Source organism: Paenibacillus sp. GCM10023250, assembly GCF_042653205.1.
GTDB lineage: Bacteria > Bacillota > Bacilli > Paenibacillales > Paenibacillaceae > Paenibacillus_Z.
This window is the reverse complement of the sequence record NZ_JBHSHY010000028.1, coordinates 1-14,482: the sequence shown is the minus strand read 5'-3', so window position 1 is coordinate 14,482 and position 14,482 is coordinate 1. Positions and strand designations below refer to the sequence as shown.

15 protein-coding genes are annotated in these 14,482 nt (G+C 64.3%); 9 read left to right on the top strand and 6 right to left on the bottom strand.

What is annotated here, in order from left to right; translation table 11 throughout:
- Window positions 1-22 precede the first annotated feature (22 nt).
- The 4 genes from ACFPB1_RS19340 to ACFPB1_RS19325 form a co-directional block, all read right to left on the bottom strand.
- Window positions 23-733 (bottom strand): PspA/IM30 family protein, encoded by a 711-nt coding sequence (locus ACFPB1_RS19340; protein ID WP_379227754.1) that lies wholly within the window; start codon window positions 731-733, stop codon window positions 23-25.
- A gap of 91 nt (window positions 734-824) precedes the next feature.
- Complete coding sequence (locus ACFPB1_RS19335) at window positions 825-1,052, bottom strand: PspC domain-containing protein (RefSeq protein WP_379227753.1); 228 nt, start codon at window positions 1,050-1,052, stop codon at window positions 825-827.
- 463 nt (window positions 1,053-1,515) lie between these two features.
- Window positions 1,516-2,808: a LysM peptidoglycan-binding domain-containing protein gene (locus tag ACFPB1_RS19330; protein WP_379227752.1), complete on the bottom strand. Its 1,293-nt coding sequence runs from the start codon at window positions 2,806-2,808 to the stop codon at window positions 1,516-1,518.
- 110 nt (window positions 2,809-2,918) lie between these two features.
- Window positions 2,919-3,749, bottom strand: coding sequence for a hypothetical protein (locus ACFPB1_RS19325; protein ID WP_379227751.1), 831 nt, complete (start codon window positions 3,747-3,749; stop codon window positions 2,919-2,921).
- Window positions 3,750-4,044: 295 nt separating this feature from the next.
- On the opposite strand from ACFPB1_RS19325, the gene ACFPB1_RS19320 reads away from it, so the two are divergent.
- Window positions 4,045-4,632 (top strand): guanylate kinase, encoded by a 588-nt coding sequence (locus ACFPB1_RS19320; RefSeq protein ID WP_379227750.1) that lies wholly within the window; start codon window positions 4,045-4,047, stop codon window positions 4,630-4,632.
- Between the two features lie 151 nt (window positions 4,633-4,783).
- Here the strand turns inward: ACFPB1_RS19320 and ACFPB1_RS19315 are convergent, their stop codons facing one another.
- Window positions 4,784-5,644, bottom strand: a complete 861-nt coding sequence (locus ACFPB1_RS19315) for a helix-turn-helix domain-containing protein (RefSeq protein WP_379227749.1) — start codon at window positions 5,642-5,644, stop codon at window positions 4,784-4,786.
- A 126-nt stretch (window positions 5,645-5,770) separates the two neighbouring features.
- On the opposite strand from ACFPB1_RS19315, the gene ACFPB1_RS19310 reads away from it, so the two are divergent.
- From ACFPB1_RS19310 to ACFPB1_RS19275, 8 genes are all read left to right on the top strand, one after another.
- Window positions 5,771-6,844, top strand: a complete 1,074-nt coding sequence (locus ACFPB1_RS19310) for a Gfo/Idh/MocA family protein (protein ID WP_379227748.1) — start codon at window positions 5,771-5,773, stop codon at window positions 6,842-6,844.
- 134 nt (window positions 6,845-6,978) lie between these two features.
- A complete protein-coding gene (locus tag ACFPB1_RS19305) occupies window positions 6,979-7,860 on the top strand; it encodes a sugar phosphate isomerase/epimerase family protein (RefSeq protein WP_379227747.1) in 882 nt (293 codons plus the stop codon).
- Between the two features lie 27 nt (window positions 7,861-7,887).
- Entirely contained in the window at window positions 7,888-8,736 is an 849-nt protein-coding gene (locus ACFPB1_RS19300; RefSeq protein WP_379227746.1) for a sugar phosphate isomerase/epimerase family protein, read from the top strand.
- Between the two features lie 71 nt (window positions 8,737-8,807).
- Window positions 8,808-9,182: a VOC family protein gene (locus tag ACFPB1_RS19295; RefSeq protein WP_379227745.1), complete on the top strand. Its 375-nt coding sequence runs from the start codon at window positions 8,808-8,810 to the stop codon at window positions 9,180-9,182.
- Window positions 9,183-9,372: 190 nt separating this feature from the next.
- Window positions 9,373-10,872 carry a stalk domain-containing protein gene (locus ACFPB1_RS19290; protein WP_379227744.1) on the top strand — a complete coding sequence of 500 codons (1,500 nt, stop codon included), beginning with the start codon at window positions 9,373-9,375 and terminating at the stop codon, window positions 10,870-10,872.
- Window positions 10,873-10,918: 46 nt separating this feature from the next.
- A complete protein-coding gene (locus ACFPB1_RS19285; RefSeq protein WP_379227743.1) occupies window positions 10,919-11,749 on the top strand; it encodes a helix-turn-helix transcriptional regulator in 831 nt (276 codons plus the stop codon).
- An 83-nt stretch (window positions 11,750-11,832) separates the two neighbouring features.
- A complete protein-coding gene (locus tag ACFPB1_RS19280) occupies window positions 11,833-13,161 on the top strand; it encodes a PQQ-binding-like beta-propeller repeat protein (RefSeq protein ID WP_379227742.1) in 1,329 nt (442 codons plus the stop codon).
- Window positions 13,162-13,368: 207 nt separating this feature from the next.
- Window positions 13,369-13,872, top strand: coding sequence for a glutathione peroxidase (locus ACFPB1_RS19275; protein ID WP_379227741.1), 504 nt, complete (start codon window positions 13,369-13,371; stop codon window positions 13,870-13,872).
- Window positions 13,873-14,138: 266 nt separating this feature from the next.
- Here the strand turns inward: ACFPB1_RS19275 and ACFPB1_RS19270 are convergent.
- On the bottom strand, window positions 14,139-14,482 hold a 344-nt coding region (locus ACFPB1_RS19270), incomplete at its 5' end, for a hypothetical protein (RefSeq protein ID WP_379227740.1).

The window sequence follows — 14,482 nt, the reverse complement described above, 5'->3', positions numbered from 1 at the left end:
ACGTCGGCGCATGGCGCACGCATTACTCGCCGTCCGTCGGCAGCTTCTTGCGGAGCTGCTCCAGCTGCTCGTCGACGAGCGAGGGCTTGGACGCGCCCGGCATGCCGGCATACGTCGAGCCGCTGCCGTAAGCGCCGTAGCCTTGCGAGCCGTACGGACCGCGGGACGCTTCGATATGGGCTTCCCATTGCGCGATCTTCTCCTCCATGCGCTGGAAGCCGCGGGACGCGCCGCCGCCATCCAGAATGTTCGGGCCGACGCTGAAGCTCGGCATGGACGTGCGCGATTTGGCGGCAGCTTGCTGCAGGCGGTTGACCAGCTCGTCGCGCTTCTTCAGCAGCTGCGGCAGCTCGGCTTTGGCCGATTCCAGCCGGATCGTCAGCTCGGCGATTTGGCGTTTGGCGTTCTCGTGCCATGCGCCATATTCCCTTGCTTTCTCCTCGTAATGCAGCTTCGCCGTCAGCGCCTCGCGGGCATGGGCTTCCTGTCCGGCCTTCATCGCGTCCAGCGCGCGGGCTTCGCTTTGCTCCGCCAGGATGGCCGCTTCCTGCGCCTGCTGCTGCACGCCCTTGGCGAGCGCCTCCTGCTTCAGCAGCTCATGCTGCGCGTTCGCGATCTCCTCCTGCATGCGGCGCACGTACTGGTTCATCATCATGGTTGGATCTTCCAGCTTGTCAAGCAGCTCGTTGGCGGCGGCTTGCGTCATGTTGAACAGGCGGTTCAAAATTCCCATTTCGCTCATCTCCTAGGTAAGGTGTTCTAATTTGGCGTTCGTTATGAGGCGTTCGTCCAGATCATCCGGCGATGCTTCGCGCGGCGGGCGGTTAACCGTAGTACCGGAACGGATAATCCGGCGTCATGACTTCGAACGGCGCTTTCGGCACCAGCACGCTGGCGATCACGTAGACCAGCAGCGTGGCGCCCAAGCTGAATACGCCGGATACGATAAACAGCAGCCGGACGATGGTGGGGTCGACCCCAAGCCAATCGCCGATGCCGCCGGCGAGTCCGGTCAATTTACGGTTCAGCGTGGAACGGTACAGCTTTTTCATGCGAATCCTCTCCTTCTATTGGTGTGTGCTTATGTGGAAGGCTTGCTTGCGAGCGTTTGTGCAGCTGTGTTATCGATATCCTTATCTTAAAGGGAGCGGGGGATCGCCGAAACGGTCCCGCGGCGGTTTTGGCATCTGGCCTTAAGGCGGGGAACGGCTACGACCTAAGGCGGCCTGCCGGACCCGAAAAAGCCCGCATCGCCGTCCAAACGGACGGAATGCGGACGTGCGATCACGGCATGCCGACGCGGCGCGAGAGGTTGGCGCCACGGGAAGAAGCGCCTCCGGGCAAGCAGGCCGAGAGCGCGGCGCGGCAAAAAAAGAGACTCGCGTCGGCTGCTTTCGTTGCGGACGCGAGTCTTTATTTCATTAAAAGCTTCATCAAGGCACCCATCAAGGCACCCATCAAGGCACCCATCAAGGCACCCATAGGCACCCATCAAGGCACCCATCAAGGCACCCATCAAGGCAGCAGCTTCACGACGGAGAAATTGTCTTCGAGCAGCAGCCAGTTTTGGGGAAAGCTCAGGCCAAGCTTCCAGTAGCTGATGCCCCGCAGCTTCAATTCCTTCAGCAGATCGAACTTGGCCTGGATCGATCGGGCATCCTCGAACCAGACGCGGTGCTCCTTGCGGTTGTCGTCCCAATACGTAAAGTAGGGCGCTTGGGCTTCCGCGTCGTACAGAATCTCCGCGTTCCGCTGCCGCGCGAGCGAGATGGCCGCCTGCGGGCTGATCGCCTTCGCGTACGGCCCGCCGTGAACATAGGGCAGCGTCCAGTCGTAGCCGTATAAGTTTTGGCCCATGAGGATCTTGTTCGCGGGCATCTCGGTCAGCGCATAGTTCAGCACGTCGCGGACGGGGCCGATCGGCGAGACCGGCATCGGCGGACCGCCGCTGTAGCCCCATTCGTACGTCATGATGACGACGAAATCGGCGATTTCGCCGTGCGCCCGGTAATCGTGGGCTTCGTACCACTGGCCCGGTTGGTCCGCGCTCGTCTTCGGCGCAAGCGCCGTGGACATGGTCAGGCCCGCGGCGTGGATCGGCACGACTGCCTTGCGTAGAAACGCATTGTACGCCTCGCGGTCCGCCGGAAGAAGATGCTCCAGGTCGAAATGGACGTCGAGGAACCGCAGCCGCTTCGCCGTCGCGACGATATCGGCGATCAGCTTATCCTGCAGCGCGGTGTCGCTCAGGATCGAATGCCCGAGCTCGTCGCTGAACTGATCGTCCTCGAGGTTGGTGACAGCCATCATCATCGCGGTCCGCCGCCGCGCCGCGATGTTCGCGAGATCGCCGAGCGGCGGCGGCTTCAACGTCCCGTCCCGCTGGATGCGGAAGCTCGACGGGGCTAAGTACGTCAGCAGAGGCGCCGCGTCGCGGGCGGCTTCCGTCAGCGCGGCGGATACCGCCGACGGTCCCGGATCGAGGTACGCGTTGACATACGCCTTCCGGTTCGGCGCCGGCGGAATGTACAGCCTGGTCCCGACTTGGAGCGCCGCGCCTGCAGCAATGTCGTTGACGCCGGCGAGCCGGGCGGCGGTCGTGCCGAACCGGGCCGCGACGGACGCCAGCGTGTCTCCGTGAACGACGAAGTAGTAGCTTCCCGCGATGGGGATGACCAAAGCCTGTCCGATCACCAGCGTCTGCTCGGGCGACAGCTCGTTGGCGGACGCGATCGCGTCCACCGGAATGCCGTATGTCCGCGACAGCCGCCACAAAGTTTGGCCGGCCCGGACGACATGGATTTGCATTGCGCTTCCCTCCCTTGATCGGCCGGAGAATCCATAGAACGCCACTTCTAGCGTATTCGGCTGCCCATCCGTGCATGACCGCGAATTGGCTCCCCGGCCGGGAGGCGGCGTTACTTGGCCGGAATTTGAGCGTTGACGCCCTTGATGACGGCGGTGACGCTGTTCTCGTAACCGACGATGCGGGTCTTATAGTCGACGATGCCCTTGGACGACGAGACGAGCGCGTTCAGCGCCTCCAGCGTGCCGGCGAAGGAGCCGCTCTTCACGCAGGCGTTCATCGTCTTCACGACGCCGGGAATGTTCTTCTTCATGCCGGAGACGGCGGATTGCGCGGTCTTCGTCTGGGCGTGCAGCGGGTCGATCGCCGCGAGCTTCGTTTTCAGCGCCTTGACCGTCTTGGCGGTCGACGCCTTGGCGGTCTTCAGCGCGTCGTCGCGCATCCGGATCTCCTCGCGGGCCAGCTGCACGGCAATCTTGACCGTCCCCGCCTGGCGCGAGAGGACGGCGGTCAACTCCTTCAGCTTGAGCTTGCGGGCGTCCGCGATTTGCTTGTTAAGCGACGTGTAGAGCGCGAACAGCGGCTTGTACTTCTCGCGCGCCGCGTTCGCTTCGTTGGCGAGCCGGGCCAGCTTCTCGGCGTCGATCGCCTTGATCCGCTTGTTCACGGCGTCCAGCAGCTGGCCGTTGCTGGCGTGCAGCGACTTGTAGCGCTCGTCCAGACTCGTCTCCTGTCCCTGGTACGACTGCAGGGCGAGGTACTGGGCGTTCAGCTTGTCCTTCGTCGGCGCCGGCGCGGCGGCGATATGCTTGGACAGCGCCGTCTGGGCGGTCTTGGAGATCGAGACCGAAGCCGCGGAAGCCGTGCCGGGAATCAGCAGGGCGAGGGCAAGCAGGGCAAGCAGGATGGATGAAACCGCACTCATTCTCATAGACTTTACCATAAACATTTTTTCCTCCTTTGCCGCGCATTCCTTCGGCAGAACGCAAAAAACCCGTAAGAAAGGCAGGATGCCTTTGCTTACGGGTGCTTCCGTCGTAAGTGAAACGCGAACATATGTTTTTATTTACTATAACTGATTCCGCAAGGTTCGTCAAGCGGAAGGCGAATGCGGATTGCCCGATTTTTGCGGCATACGTTATAATCGGAGTATGTAAATCGCTGGAAAGAAAGCCGGATGTTCAGTCACGCGGATTGGCGGACACGCAAATCGAACGATTTTCAGGGAGGCTGGGACGATGAACAATCAACCGGATCGCAAGCTGATTTTCGTATTCACGGGACCGGACGGCTCCGGACGCAAGACGGTGGCGGACAGCGTCGGCACGACGCTCGGCATCGCCAAGGTGCTTTCGTACGCGACGCGCAAGCCGCGGCCGGGCGAAGTAAACGGCCAGGATTACCATTTCATTACCCCCGAGCTTTACGAGCAGCTCGAGAGCTCGGGCGATTTCATCGAGAGCATCGCCTTGAACGGGAACCGCTACGGCCTGCGCGGCATCGACATCGAGCAGCGCCTGGGCATGGGCGGCAGCATCTATCTGATCGTCAATCCCGAAGGCGCGCAGCTGCTGAAGGAGCAGTACGGCGACCGGCTCGTCCGGCTTTTCATTTACGCGGACAGGCGCACGGTAGAGGAGCGCCTGAAGGAATCAGGACTAGCGCCCGGCATCGTGCAGGCGCGCATGAACCAGTACGAGTCGGCGATCGCCTACCAGCCGAGCTGCGAGCACGCCTTCGAGAATTACGATCTCGCGCATACGGTATTCGAGATTACCAACGCGCTGGAGCACTACTTGCAGCGCAATCTGGTGGAGCGGGACTAACGTCCGCTATCCGCCGCGTGCGTCCATGACCGCCCTTTCGTCCGCGAAGGGGCGGTTTTTTTGCGTCATGAACGCCCGCTGCTGCTTGCCGGCCTATTCCGGCCTGTTCCAACGCCCTTCGACGCCCTATACCGCCTTCGCCTGCGCGCCGTCAGCGTCCCATCTGCGACCGGTACGCCGTCGGCGCTGCGTCCGCGAATTTCTTGAAGATCCGGGAGAAATAGAACATGTCGGAGTAGCCCAGCAGCCCCGCGATGTCCATGACGGTCCGGTCGGTGTTCAAGAGGAGCTTCTTCGCCTCGGCGACCTTCAGCCGGTGCATGAATTCGCCGAGCGGGTAGCCGGTGTAGTCGTGCACGATCCGCCGCAGCGTCGGGACGGAGATGTGGTGCCTGGCGGCGATGTCCGCTCCGCTCGGCTTGCCGTAGACGGCCTCGGCGAGATCGTCGAGCAGCCGGTGGACGAACAGGGCGCGGCTGTCCGTCTCGGTCCGGCTGTACCGCAGCGACATGTCGAAGAGCAGCGCTTCCAGCGCGAGGGCGGCGCGGTCCTGATTGGCGGGGACAGCGCTGTCGAGCAGCCGGAAGATGAGTTCGATTTTGCCGAAGAAGCTCTCGTCGGTGCCGACGGGCCTGACGATCTCCGGCTCCCCGTACCAGCCGGCCAGCCATTCCTGAACGCGCGCGCCCTCGAGCGAGAAGTAGTATTCGTCCCAGAAGCCGCCTTCCTCCGGACCGTATTGGAACGTCTCGCCGGGGTACAGGCAGAACAGCGAGCCGGCCTCCACGGACTGCCGCGGGCCGCTCCCCGCCTGGTAATAGCCGCGCCCTCCGCCGATATAGACGAACGCCCAATGCTCGAACCGGGCGTCGGTCCGCCGCTGGATGCGGCCGGGCAAATGGCCGGCGCCGTGGATGACGAGCGACTGCACGCGCAGCTTCTTCAAATCGATGACGCCGCCGAACAGCCGGATGGGCAGCGGGCTGATCATATTATCCATGTAGGTTGGCATAATGTGCATTCTCCCGTTGGAAAAGACATGGTAAGGTAGAGAAAGGTTTAATTAGTATAGTCATGCTAATATCTTGCAAGGCCATTATAGCCGGCGAAGGGCCGGAGGGGAAGGGAGCCTTTAATCATGGCGACGGAGAACGGCAAGCTGCGCGTGGGCGTCATCGGCGCGGGATCGATTTCGGGGTTGCATTTGGAAGCGTACAAGCGGTGTCCGGACGCGGAGATCGCGGCGATCTGCGACTTGAACGGGGAGCGCGCCCAAGCGGCGGCGGACAAGTACGGCGCGGCGCGGACGTACACGGATTACCGGGAGCTGCTGGCCGATCCTGGCATCGACGCGGTCAGCGTCTGCACGTGGAACAACACCCACGCGGAGATCAGCATCGCCGCGCTGGAGGCGGGCAAGCACGTCTTGTGCGAGAAGCCGATGACGCGGACGGTCGAGGACGCGGAGCGGGTGCGGGAGGCGGTCCGCCGCTCGGGCAAGGTGCTGCAGGTCGGCTTCGTGCGGCGTTACGCCGGCAGCGTCGACGTGCTGAAGCGGTTCATCGACGCGGGCGAGCTGGGCGAGATTTACTACGCCAAGGCCTCGTGCCTGCGCAGGCTGGGCAATCCCGGCGGCTGGTTTTCGGACAAGGAGCGTTCCGGCGGCGGGCCGCTGATCGACCTCGGCGTCCATATCATCGACATCTGCTGGTACCTGATGGGCCGGCCGAAGGTGGTCTCCGTCAGCGGGAACACGTACAACCGGCTCGGCAACCGGGCGCACATCCAGAACCTCTCCTTCTATAAAGCGGCGGATTACGACGCGTCGCGCAACGACGTGGAGGACGCGGCGAACGCGGTCATCCGCTTCGAGAACGGCGCGTCGCTGATGGTCGACGTCAGCTTCACGCTGCACGCGGCGAAGGACGAGCTGTACATCAAGCTGTACGGTGACAAGGGCGGCGCGGAAGTCGAGCCGGCGCTCCTCGTCATGTCGGAGAAGCACGATACGATCGTCAACGTGACGCCGCAGATCGACAACTCGAGCTTCGACGCGACGGAAGCATTCGGCCGGGAAATCGCGCATTTCGTCAATAGCAGCCTCGGCCGCTGCGAGACGCTCAGCCCCGTGGAGGACGGCCTGGAAGTGACGCGCATGCTGAGCGCGGTGTACGAATCGGCGGCGTCCGGCCGGGAGATTCGGTTCGACTAAGTTCGGTTGTATCATTGCCGGCTGCCCGGCCGGCAGCCGGGCAAGCGGCGCGCCGGGAGCGGCCGCGGGGAAGATGGCTCGCTTCCGCCCGGCGCGGCGCGGGTAATTTGCGAAGAGACGAAAGGAAGATGGACATGGCGAATCCGCTTACTAATAAAATCGGCGTCATCGTCGACAGCTTCAATGTCGGCGTGCGCGAAGGACTGCGCAAGGCGAAGGACGTCGGCTCGGAAGGCGTGCAAATCTACGCGGTGTCCGGCGAGATGGACCCGGCGCACTTGGATCAGGCGGCACGCCGGGAGCTGCGCGGCTTCATCGCGGACTTGGGGCTCGAGATCTCGGCGCTGTGCGGCGACCTCGGCGGCCACGGCTTCCAGGACGCGGCGGCGAATCCGCTTAAGGTCGAGAAGTCGAAACGGATTCTCGATCTCGCGGTGGAGCTCGGCACCCCGATCGTCACGACGCACATCGGCATCGTGCCGGAGGACGAGCAGGGCGCGGTCTACGCGGCCATGCAAAGCGCCTGCGAGGAGCTGGGCCAATACGCGAAGAGTATGAACGCGTACTTCGCGATCGAGACGGGACCGGAGCCGGCGGCGCATCTGAAGCGGTTCCTCGACACGCTGAGCACGAACGGCGTATCGGTCAATTTCGACCCGGCGAACATGGTCATGGTGACCGGAGACGACCCCGTGCAGGGCGTCTACACGCTGAAGGACTACATCGTGCACACGCACGTGAAGGACGGCCGCCGGATGCGTGCCGTCGATCCGCGCGAGGTGTACGGCTTCCTCGGCTACGAGGGCATGTCGCACGAGCAGATCGCGGCGATGGCGTCGGGCGGCCCGGATTTCGCGGAGCTGCCGCTCGGCGAGGGCGACGTTGATTTCGGCGCGTATTTTAAGGCGCTGCAGGAGATCGGCTACGGCGGCTACCTGACGATCGAGCGCGAGGTCGGCGACAAGCCGGAGCAGGATATCCGCAAAGCGGTGGAATTCATTAAACGGTACCGGTAAGGTGCCCGGAGAGGCGGGAACGCGGCTATGAAAATCGCGATTAGCGTATGGAGCTGCCATAAATATTTGCAGGACGGCACGTGGACCAATGCCGACTTTATCGACTACGCGGCAAGCGTCGGGGCGCAGGGCGTCGAGCTGCTGAGCATCTTCTGGAACGACGAGACCGACGTTCCGGCGGTACGCGAGGCGCTGGCCCGGACGGGGCTTGCGCTGGCCTGCTTCGGGGCGTGCAACGACTTCGTCCGGCCGTCGGAGGCGGAGCGCGAGGCCGCGCTCGCGGATATTAAGCACTCGGTCGACATGGCGGCGCTGCTGGGCGCGCGGGTCGTGCGGGTGTTTGCCGGCGACGTCAAGGACGGCATTGGCTACGACCAAGGCAAGACCTGGATCGCCGAGGGGCTGACGGCAGCCGCGGCTTACGCGCAGAGCCGGGACATCGTCCTGTGCCTCGAAAATCACGGCGTGTTCGCCGGCCGGAGCGAGCAGGTGCTGGAGCTGATCCGGCAGGTGGACTCGCCGGCGCTGCGCAGCACGTTCGACATGGGCAATTTCCTGCTCGTGGATCAGGAGCCGGAGCCGTCCTTCGAGGAGCTTCGGCCGTATATCTCGCACGTGCACGCGAAGGATTTCAAGCGGGTGCCCGAGGGCACGCCGGGCACGTATCGCACGCTAAGCGGCCAGGCGCACTACGTCGGTGTCGCACCGACGGAAGGGGATGCCGGCGCGGCCGACATCGTCGCGCGGCTTGAGGGCATCGGCTACACGGGCTGGCTGAGCGTCGAGTACGAGGGGCAGGAAGAGCAGAAGGCGGGCACGGCCAAAGCGGTGAAGCTGCTGCACGGCCTCGTGCCAGATTCGCAGAAGCACGCGTAGCATCGCGGCGATACGGGGAAGGAGCCTTGTGCGCGACCCGCGACCGGTCGCAGAAAGCGAGGGGATCGCCTATGAAGCCGCTAGTGAAGCGGGAATTGTTCGGCGTGATGCAGTACGTCCGGGATTTGGACCGCGCGAGCGCCTGGTACTGCGAGAAGCTCGGCCTCGAGCTGCGAGGATACGGCAAGAACGATTTCGTCGAGCTCGGCCTCGGCGGGGAATACGTCATGCACCTGTTCAAGGACGAAGCCGCGCAGCCGGCGCCACGCGCGGCTTTCGCGTTCGATACGCATGATATCGAGGCGGCGCGGGGCATGCTGCAAGACCGCGGCGTGACTGTCGGCCCGCTCGCGCGCCATGGCTCTCATTCGGCGTTCACGTTTCGGGATTGCGACGGCAATCCGCTGCTGATGTGCCAATATTTTAATAATCAGGAACCCGTCTAGACGGGGCGCCGCGAAGTCCGCGGCGGTTGCGATTCCGGGCCTTGAGGCCCCGGCGCAGCCGCCGCGGGCTTCTTTTTGTTGGTGCCAAATCGCTGCATGGCCGCGGGATGGCGAAAGACATGCAACCTTTTTCCTGGCTTCGCCGTCAACGTGTAAAAGATGGTTCACCTACCGAAAGGAGCGCCTGCACATGGCCTATCGTTATACTACATTGCTCTCGGCCGCGCTCGGGGCGGCGACGCTGTCGGGCGCCGTCGCTGCGGCACCCGTATCCGCAGCGCAGCCGCTCCAAGCGGCCCCGCTGGCCCAAGCGCCCGCACAGGCCCAAGCGCCGGCCCAAGCGCCCGCCGCCGGCAAGGCGTTCAGCCAAATCATCGCCGGCAGCTACTATTCCGCCGCCCTTCGCGCGGACGGCACCGTCTGGTCGTGGGGCCGCAACCTGTTCGGCGAAATCGGCGTGCTCGCGCAAAACGCGGTGACGAGCATCGCGGCGCCGGTCCGGCTGCCGAATTTGTCCGGCATTGCCGCCATCGCGACGAACGGCAGCGGCATGAACGTCGCCCTTAAGGCGGACGGCACCGTCTGGGAATGGGGCTCCGTGCCCGGCTTGAAGCCGACGCCGCGGGCTTCGACGCTGCCGGTGCAGGTGCCGGGTCTCGCCAATGTCACGGCCGTGACCGCCGTGGAAGCGGGAACCGGCATCGCCCTAACCGGCGACGGCCGGCTGCTAACCTGGTCGCATGCCGGCGCCGACGGCAAGACGGCCGTAACCGCCGTGCCCGGCACGTACAAATGGACGAATCTGATCGCCTGCGGCGATCTGGCGTTCGCGCTCGATGCGTCCGGCGGCGTATGGGGGCTCGGCGTGCGCCGGGACGCGAACGGCGGCGCGGCGCTCGCGCCGCCGTTCAAGCTGGCGGGACTGCCGGCCATGAAGCAGCTGTCGGCACAAGCGAATTACGGCCGGCTGTACGGCGTGGACCGCATCGGCGGCGCGTGGACGTGGAAGCTGGACCTGTCCGCGTTCCATCGCGAGGGCAAAGCGGCGCGCGTCGACGGCAAGCCGGCGCGGCTGTATCCGCAGCTGAAGGCGAAGGAAGTGCAGGCCGGCGGATACGGCCTCCTGCTGACCGAGTACGGCGAGGTGTGGACGTTCGGCAAAGGCCCGAACGGGCAAGTAGGCCGGGTCAAGGGGCTTTCCGGGATCGTCTCGATTGCGTCGGGAGGGTACCATGACCTCGCGTTGGACGCCAAAGGCCGCGTCTGGGGCTGGGGCGCGGACAATTGGAACGAGACGGGCAGCGTCCGGCCGTCCGGCGACGGGATGCAGTACGCGCCGACGCCCATTCAGCCGGCGATCGACGTCTACGTGAACGGCAAACGGCTCCTATCTCCGTTCCCGGCCCGAATCGACGACGGCAATGTCTCGGTCCCGATGCGGGAAGTCCTGCAAGCGCTGGGCGGCAGCTTCGCGGTCGCGCCGGATTACGCGACGACGCTGACGTACGGCGGCTCGACGGCGGTGCTCGCGCAGGGCGGCGGCACCATCGACGGCAAGCCGGTCGAGCTGGCGCCCGTGCGGCGGAGCTTCTCCGGGGTCTCGATGATTCCGGCGGGGCTGCTGAGGCAGCTGGGCGTACGGGCGGTGTGGGACGGCAAGCGCGGCGAGCTGAGGCTCGCCGGCCGTTGACGCGGCGGCGCTTCGGGGCAATAGGACGGGGACGGGAAGGGTAATCATGCAAACGGAAGCCATTAGCAACTATATCGCGAACATGCAGCTGCATATATCGGAGGCCGCGTACTTTCACAGTGCGGCGAGCTGGCGTCAATCGGACGTGTTATCGGACTTCAACCGGCTTTATTATTTTTTGGGCGAAGGCGCGCATCTGAAAATCGGGGAAGAGGAGCTGTATCCGCAGGCCGGTCAGCTCGTCGTGCTGCCCGCCGGGACGACGTTGTCGGTCCGGACGGTAGACAACCGCGAGTTCCCGCAATATTTATGTCATTTCAACGCCCGATCCGGCGATCAGGAGCTGTTCGAGCTGCTCGAGACGCCGAGCTGCGTCACGGCCGCGGATCCCGCGGCGACGGCGCGCGCGTTCGGCGAGCTGGTACGTCATTTTCGCGGCGGCGAGATGACGTCGAATTTGCGGTCGAAGCTGCTGCTGCAGGAGCTGCTGTGCGAATTTCTGGAGCAGGGCGGGGGCGCGAGCCTGCGCAAGCCGGCCGGCGGCCACGTGGACAAGGTCAGCCGCGTGCTGGATTTCATCGACCATCACCTGGCGGACGACGTGACGCTCGAGCAGCTGGCGGAGCTGGCGCATTTCCATCCGAATTATTTCATCCGGTTCTTCAAATCCGCGACCGGGCGTTCGCCGATGCAGTACATGAACCAGCGGCGGATGGAAATGGCGAAGGAGTGGATGGTGCAGACGAACATGTCCGTCTCCGAGGCGGCCGAGCGGGTTGGCAGCTCGTTGTACCAATTCTCCAAGATGTTCAAGCAGTACACGGGTTCGAGCCCGAGCGAGTACCGCAAAACGATGCGTGCGCAGCTGAACGTCTGACGGCCGCCGGGGCGTCGACGTATTTGTGCAAAATGAAGGTAATTACACCCAAAGCGAAACCTTTCGCGCGAGGGAGCCGTCTAGTGGACAACTTGAACGGAGAGGGGGTGCCGGCCATGCGGCTGATGAAGCTGGCTTCGGTCGTGCTAGCGTTAACGATCTTGGGGAGCGCGACGACCGTGCTGGCGGACGGCGCGGGCGGACATGCCTCGTCCGGCCGGGGAGATGCCGCCGGCGCGGCTGAGGCGCCGGAAGCAACCATCTCCTGGACGCATGCCGTCGATAACCCGGGCGACCGGGAGATGCCTGGCAGCGGGACGGCCGTGACGGACGGCCAGCGCGTGTTTTTCCTGGAACGCGGAAAGCTGACGGCGGTTATGGCCGGCACGGGCGAGACGCTTTGGACTTCCGGCGCGAATCTGAAGGGACCGCTCCTGACCTCCGGGGGACGCGTGTTCGCCATGTCCGCGGACGGCCGGGCGGTCGAGCTGGATGCCAAGACCGGCAAAACGGTCTGGACGGCGAGCAAGCTTGTGCCGGACGCTCGGAAGCTGTACGCAAACGGCGGACAGCTGTACGTGCAGGGCGCACAGGTGACGGCGTTCCGGCTCGCCGACGGCGCCTTCCTGTGGACGCAAGGGAACTTCTACGGCGAGCTGCGGTTCGCGGGGCATTACCTCTTGGCGTCGAGCGTCGATTCGGGCGCGTACAGTTCCTATGTGCTGCACGCCATTGACGTCCGCAGCGGCAAGCAGGCGTGGCAGTTGGCGAACGAAAGCCTGCCGATCGAGGTGCGCGGCGGGATCGCGTACGCCGCGCGGGAGCAGACGATCATGGACCACGCGCTGCTCACGACGCTGGACGCCATCGACCTCGCGACCGGCAAGATCGTCAAGACCCGTGTGTATAACCCGGAAGGCGTCAATCCGGCGTCCGTGGTGTATTACGGTCCGGGGCAGCTGCTGCTGCAGGGAGACGACGTCTTCGTCGCCTACGGCCATGTCGTGTACCGCTACCCCCTGAACGCGGACCCGTCGAAGGTCCGGCCCGACGTTTACGTCGCGAATCAGGCGAAAGGATTGCGATACGCGGGCGGCCCGTACGACGGGCGGCTGCTGTTCTCCGACGGGGAAGGCGTCTACGGCGTGAAGACGGCGGACCGCGCGCGCCTCTCGTACAACGCGGGGCTCGAGAAGCCGATCGCGCGCTTCGATCTCATCGGCCATGGCCTGTACGTCGCCCAGACGGACGGCGTGGTGACGGTCGTCGACCTCGCCTCGGGACGGACGCTGCTGCGGGCACGGACAGAGGCGCAGGTGACCGGGCCGACGCTGAAGGCTGGCGCGATGGTCATCGTGCAGGCGAAGGGCAAGCTCTTCGCGTTCGAGCAGCCGGCGGGGCTGGCGGCGTAACCTGCAGGCCGATAAGCTGCAGACGGTTGGCATACGATAGTGTGAGGCATCATAATTAGGAGCGGCGTCCTTGCGGATGGCGCTCCTTTTCGATTACCGTCCGAGGCGTCCATCCGCGAAGGAAGGCGCGCGGAGAAATTCCCGCTTTTCAAACGGTTTTGAATTGTTTAAAATAACATTGTATAAAATTAAACGAGGTGATGCGTGATGAACGTATACGATTTCACGGTCAAGACGTCCCGCGGCGAAGCGATGCCGCTGGCCGATTACCGCGGCCGGGTGCTGCTGATCGTCAACACTGCGACGAAATGCGGTCTTGCTCCGCAGTTTCGGGGGCTTGAGGAGCTGCACCAAAAGTACCGGGAGCAGGGGCTGACCGTGCTTGGCTTCCCCTGCAACCAGTTCCGCGAGCAGGAGCCGGTACAGGACAGCGAGATGCAGGAGACGTGTCAGATCAATTTCGGCGTGACGTTCCCGCTGCTCGGCAAAATCGATGTCAACGGCGAGGACGCGGACCCGTTGTATCGCTACTTGAAGCAGGAAGCGCCGGGCTTCTTCGGCTCATCCATCAAGTGGAACTTCACGAAGTTCCTCGTAGACACGGAGGGCCGCGTCGTGAAACGCTACTCGCCCGCGACGAAGCCGCAGAAATTCGAAGCGCATATCCAGAAGCTGCTCGCCGGCGTCAAGAAGGGCACGCCTGCCGGTTGAGACGGCGGCGGGACAGGGCGGCCGCGAGCGGCCGGCCTTCTCGGCACGGAAAGCAGTGAGCCGCGACGGGCGCGATAGGCGCATCTTTGGCGCGAGCTGGCACGATGCGTCCAGCCGCGTGCCGGGTAGGATGTGGCCGGCTGTGAGCCGGGCGCGATACCTCGGCTATGGTCGGTCTTAATCACGCCAGCGATTTTTTCGCGGACAGGAGATCCGCTATTTCGGCTTATTAGCGTGATTTCGGCATTTGGCGGCCATGAGAGCCGTTATTGACCGTAATTGCGCCAATATTGAGCCCTGAAATCGCAAATAGCGGAGCGTGTGGCCGCACGATCGGAAATGGCCCGGAAAAGCGCGCGATAGCGGCGCTCCTGTCCGGCATTGAGGAGCAATCCGGCGAACAAGCGCCCGGATCCGCTTCCCGGGTCCGCCGTGCGGCGAATCCATGCGGTGCCGCATGCGCGATGGCGGGAGGCGTGGCCTACCGAATCGAAGCGCTGGGTCGAGCGGTGTTGGCCACAGCCTGCCGCGAGCCCGCCGCGCCGCCGGCGCAAAGCCGCCGCGCCCGCCGGCGCAAAGCCGCCGCGCCCGCCGGCGCAAAGCCGCCGCG

Coding starts and splice junctions, on each gene's coding strand:
- ACFPB1_RS19310 (WP_379227748.1), top strand. CDS start 5,771: ATGGCGACGGAGAACGGCAAGCTGCGCGTGGGCGTCATCGGCGCGGGA.
- ACFPB1_RS19330 (WP_379227752.1), bottom strand. CDS start 2,808: ATGCAAATCCATGTCGTCCGGGCCGGCCAAACTTTGTGGCGGCTGTCG.
- ACFPB1_RS19300 (WP_379227746.1), top strand. CDS start 7,888: ATGAAAATCGCGATTAGCGTATGGAGCTGCCATAAATATTTGCAGGAC.
- ACFPB1_RS19315 (WP_379227749.1), bottom strand. CDS start 5,644: ATGCCAACCTACATGGATAATATGATCAGCCCGCTGCCCATCCGGCTG.
- ACFPB1_RS19320 (WP_379227750.1), top strand. CDS start 4,045: ATGAACAATCAACCGGATCGCAAGCTGATTTTCGTATTCACGGGACCG.
- ACFPB1_RS19295 (WP_379227745.1), top strand. CDS start 8,808: ATGAAGCCGCTAGTGAAGCGGGAATTGTTCGGCGTGATGCAGTACGTC.
- ACFPB1_RS19290 (WP_379227744.1), top strand. CDS start 9,373: ATGGCCTATCGTTATACTACATTGCTCTCGGCCGCGCTCGGGGCGGCG.
- ACFPB1_RS19275 (WP_379227741.1), top strand. CDS start 13,369: ATGAACGTATACGATTTCACGGTCAAGACGTCCCGCGGCGAAGCGATG.
- ACFPB1_RS19305 (WP_379227747.1), top strand. CDS start 6,979: ATGGCGAATCCGCTTACTAATAAAATCGGCGTCATCGTCGACAGCTTC.
- ACFPB1_RS19325 (WP_379227751.1), bottom strand. CDS start 3,749: ATGGTAAAGTCTATGAGAATGAGTGCGGTTTCATCCATCCTGCTTGCC.
- ACFPB1_RS19340 (WP_379227754.1), bottom strand. CDS start 733: ATGGGAATTTTGAACCGCCTGTTCAACATGACGCAAGCCGCCGCCAAC.
- ACFPB1_RS19335 (WP_379227753.1), bottom strand. CDS start 1,052: ATGAAAAAGCTGTACCGTTCCACGCTGAACCGTAAATTGACCGGACTC.
- ACFPB1_RS19285 (WP_379227743.1), top strand. CDS start 10,919: ATGCAAACGGAAGCCATTAGCAACTATATCGCGAACATGCAGCTGCAT.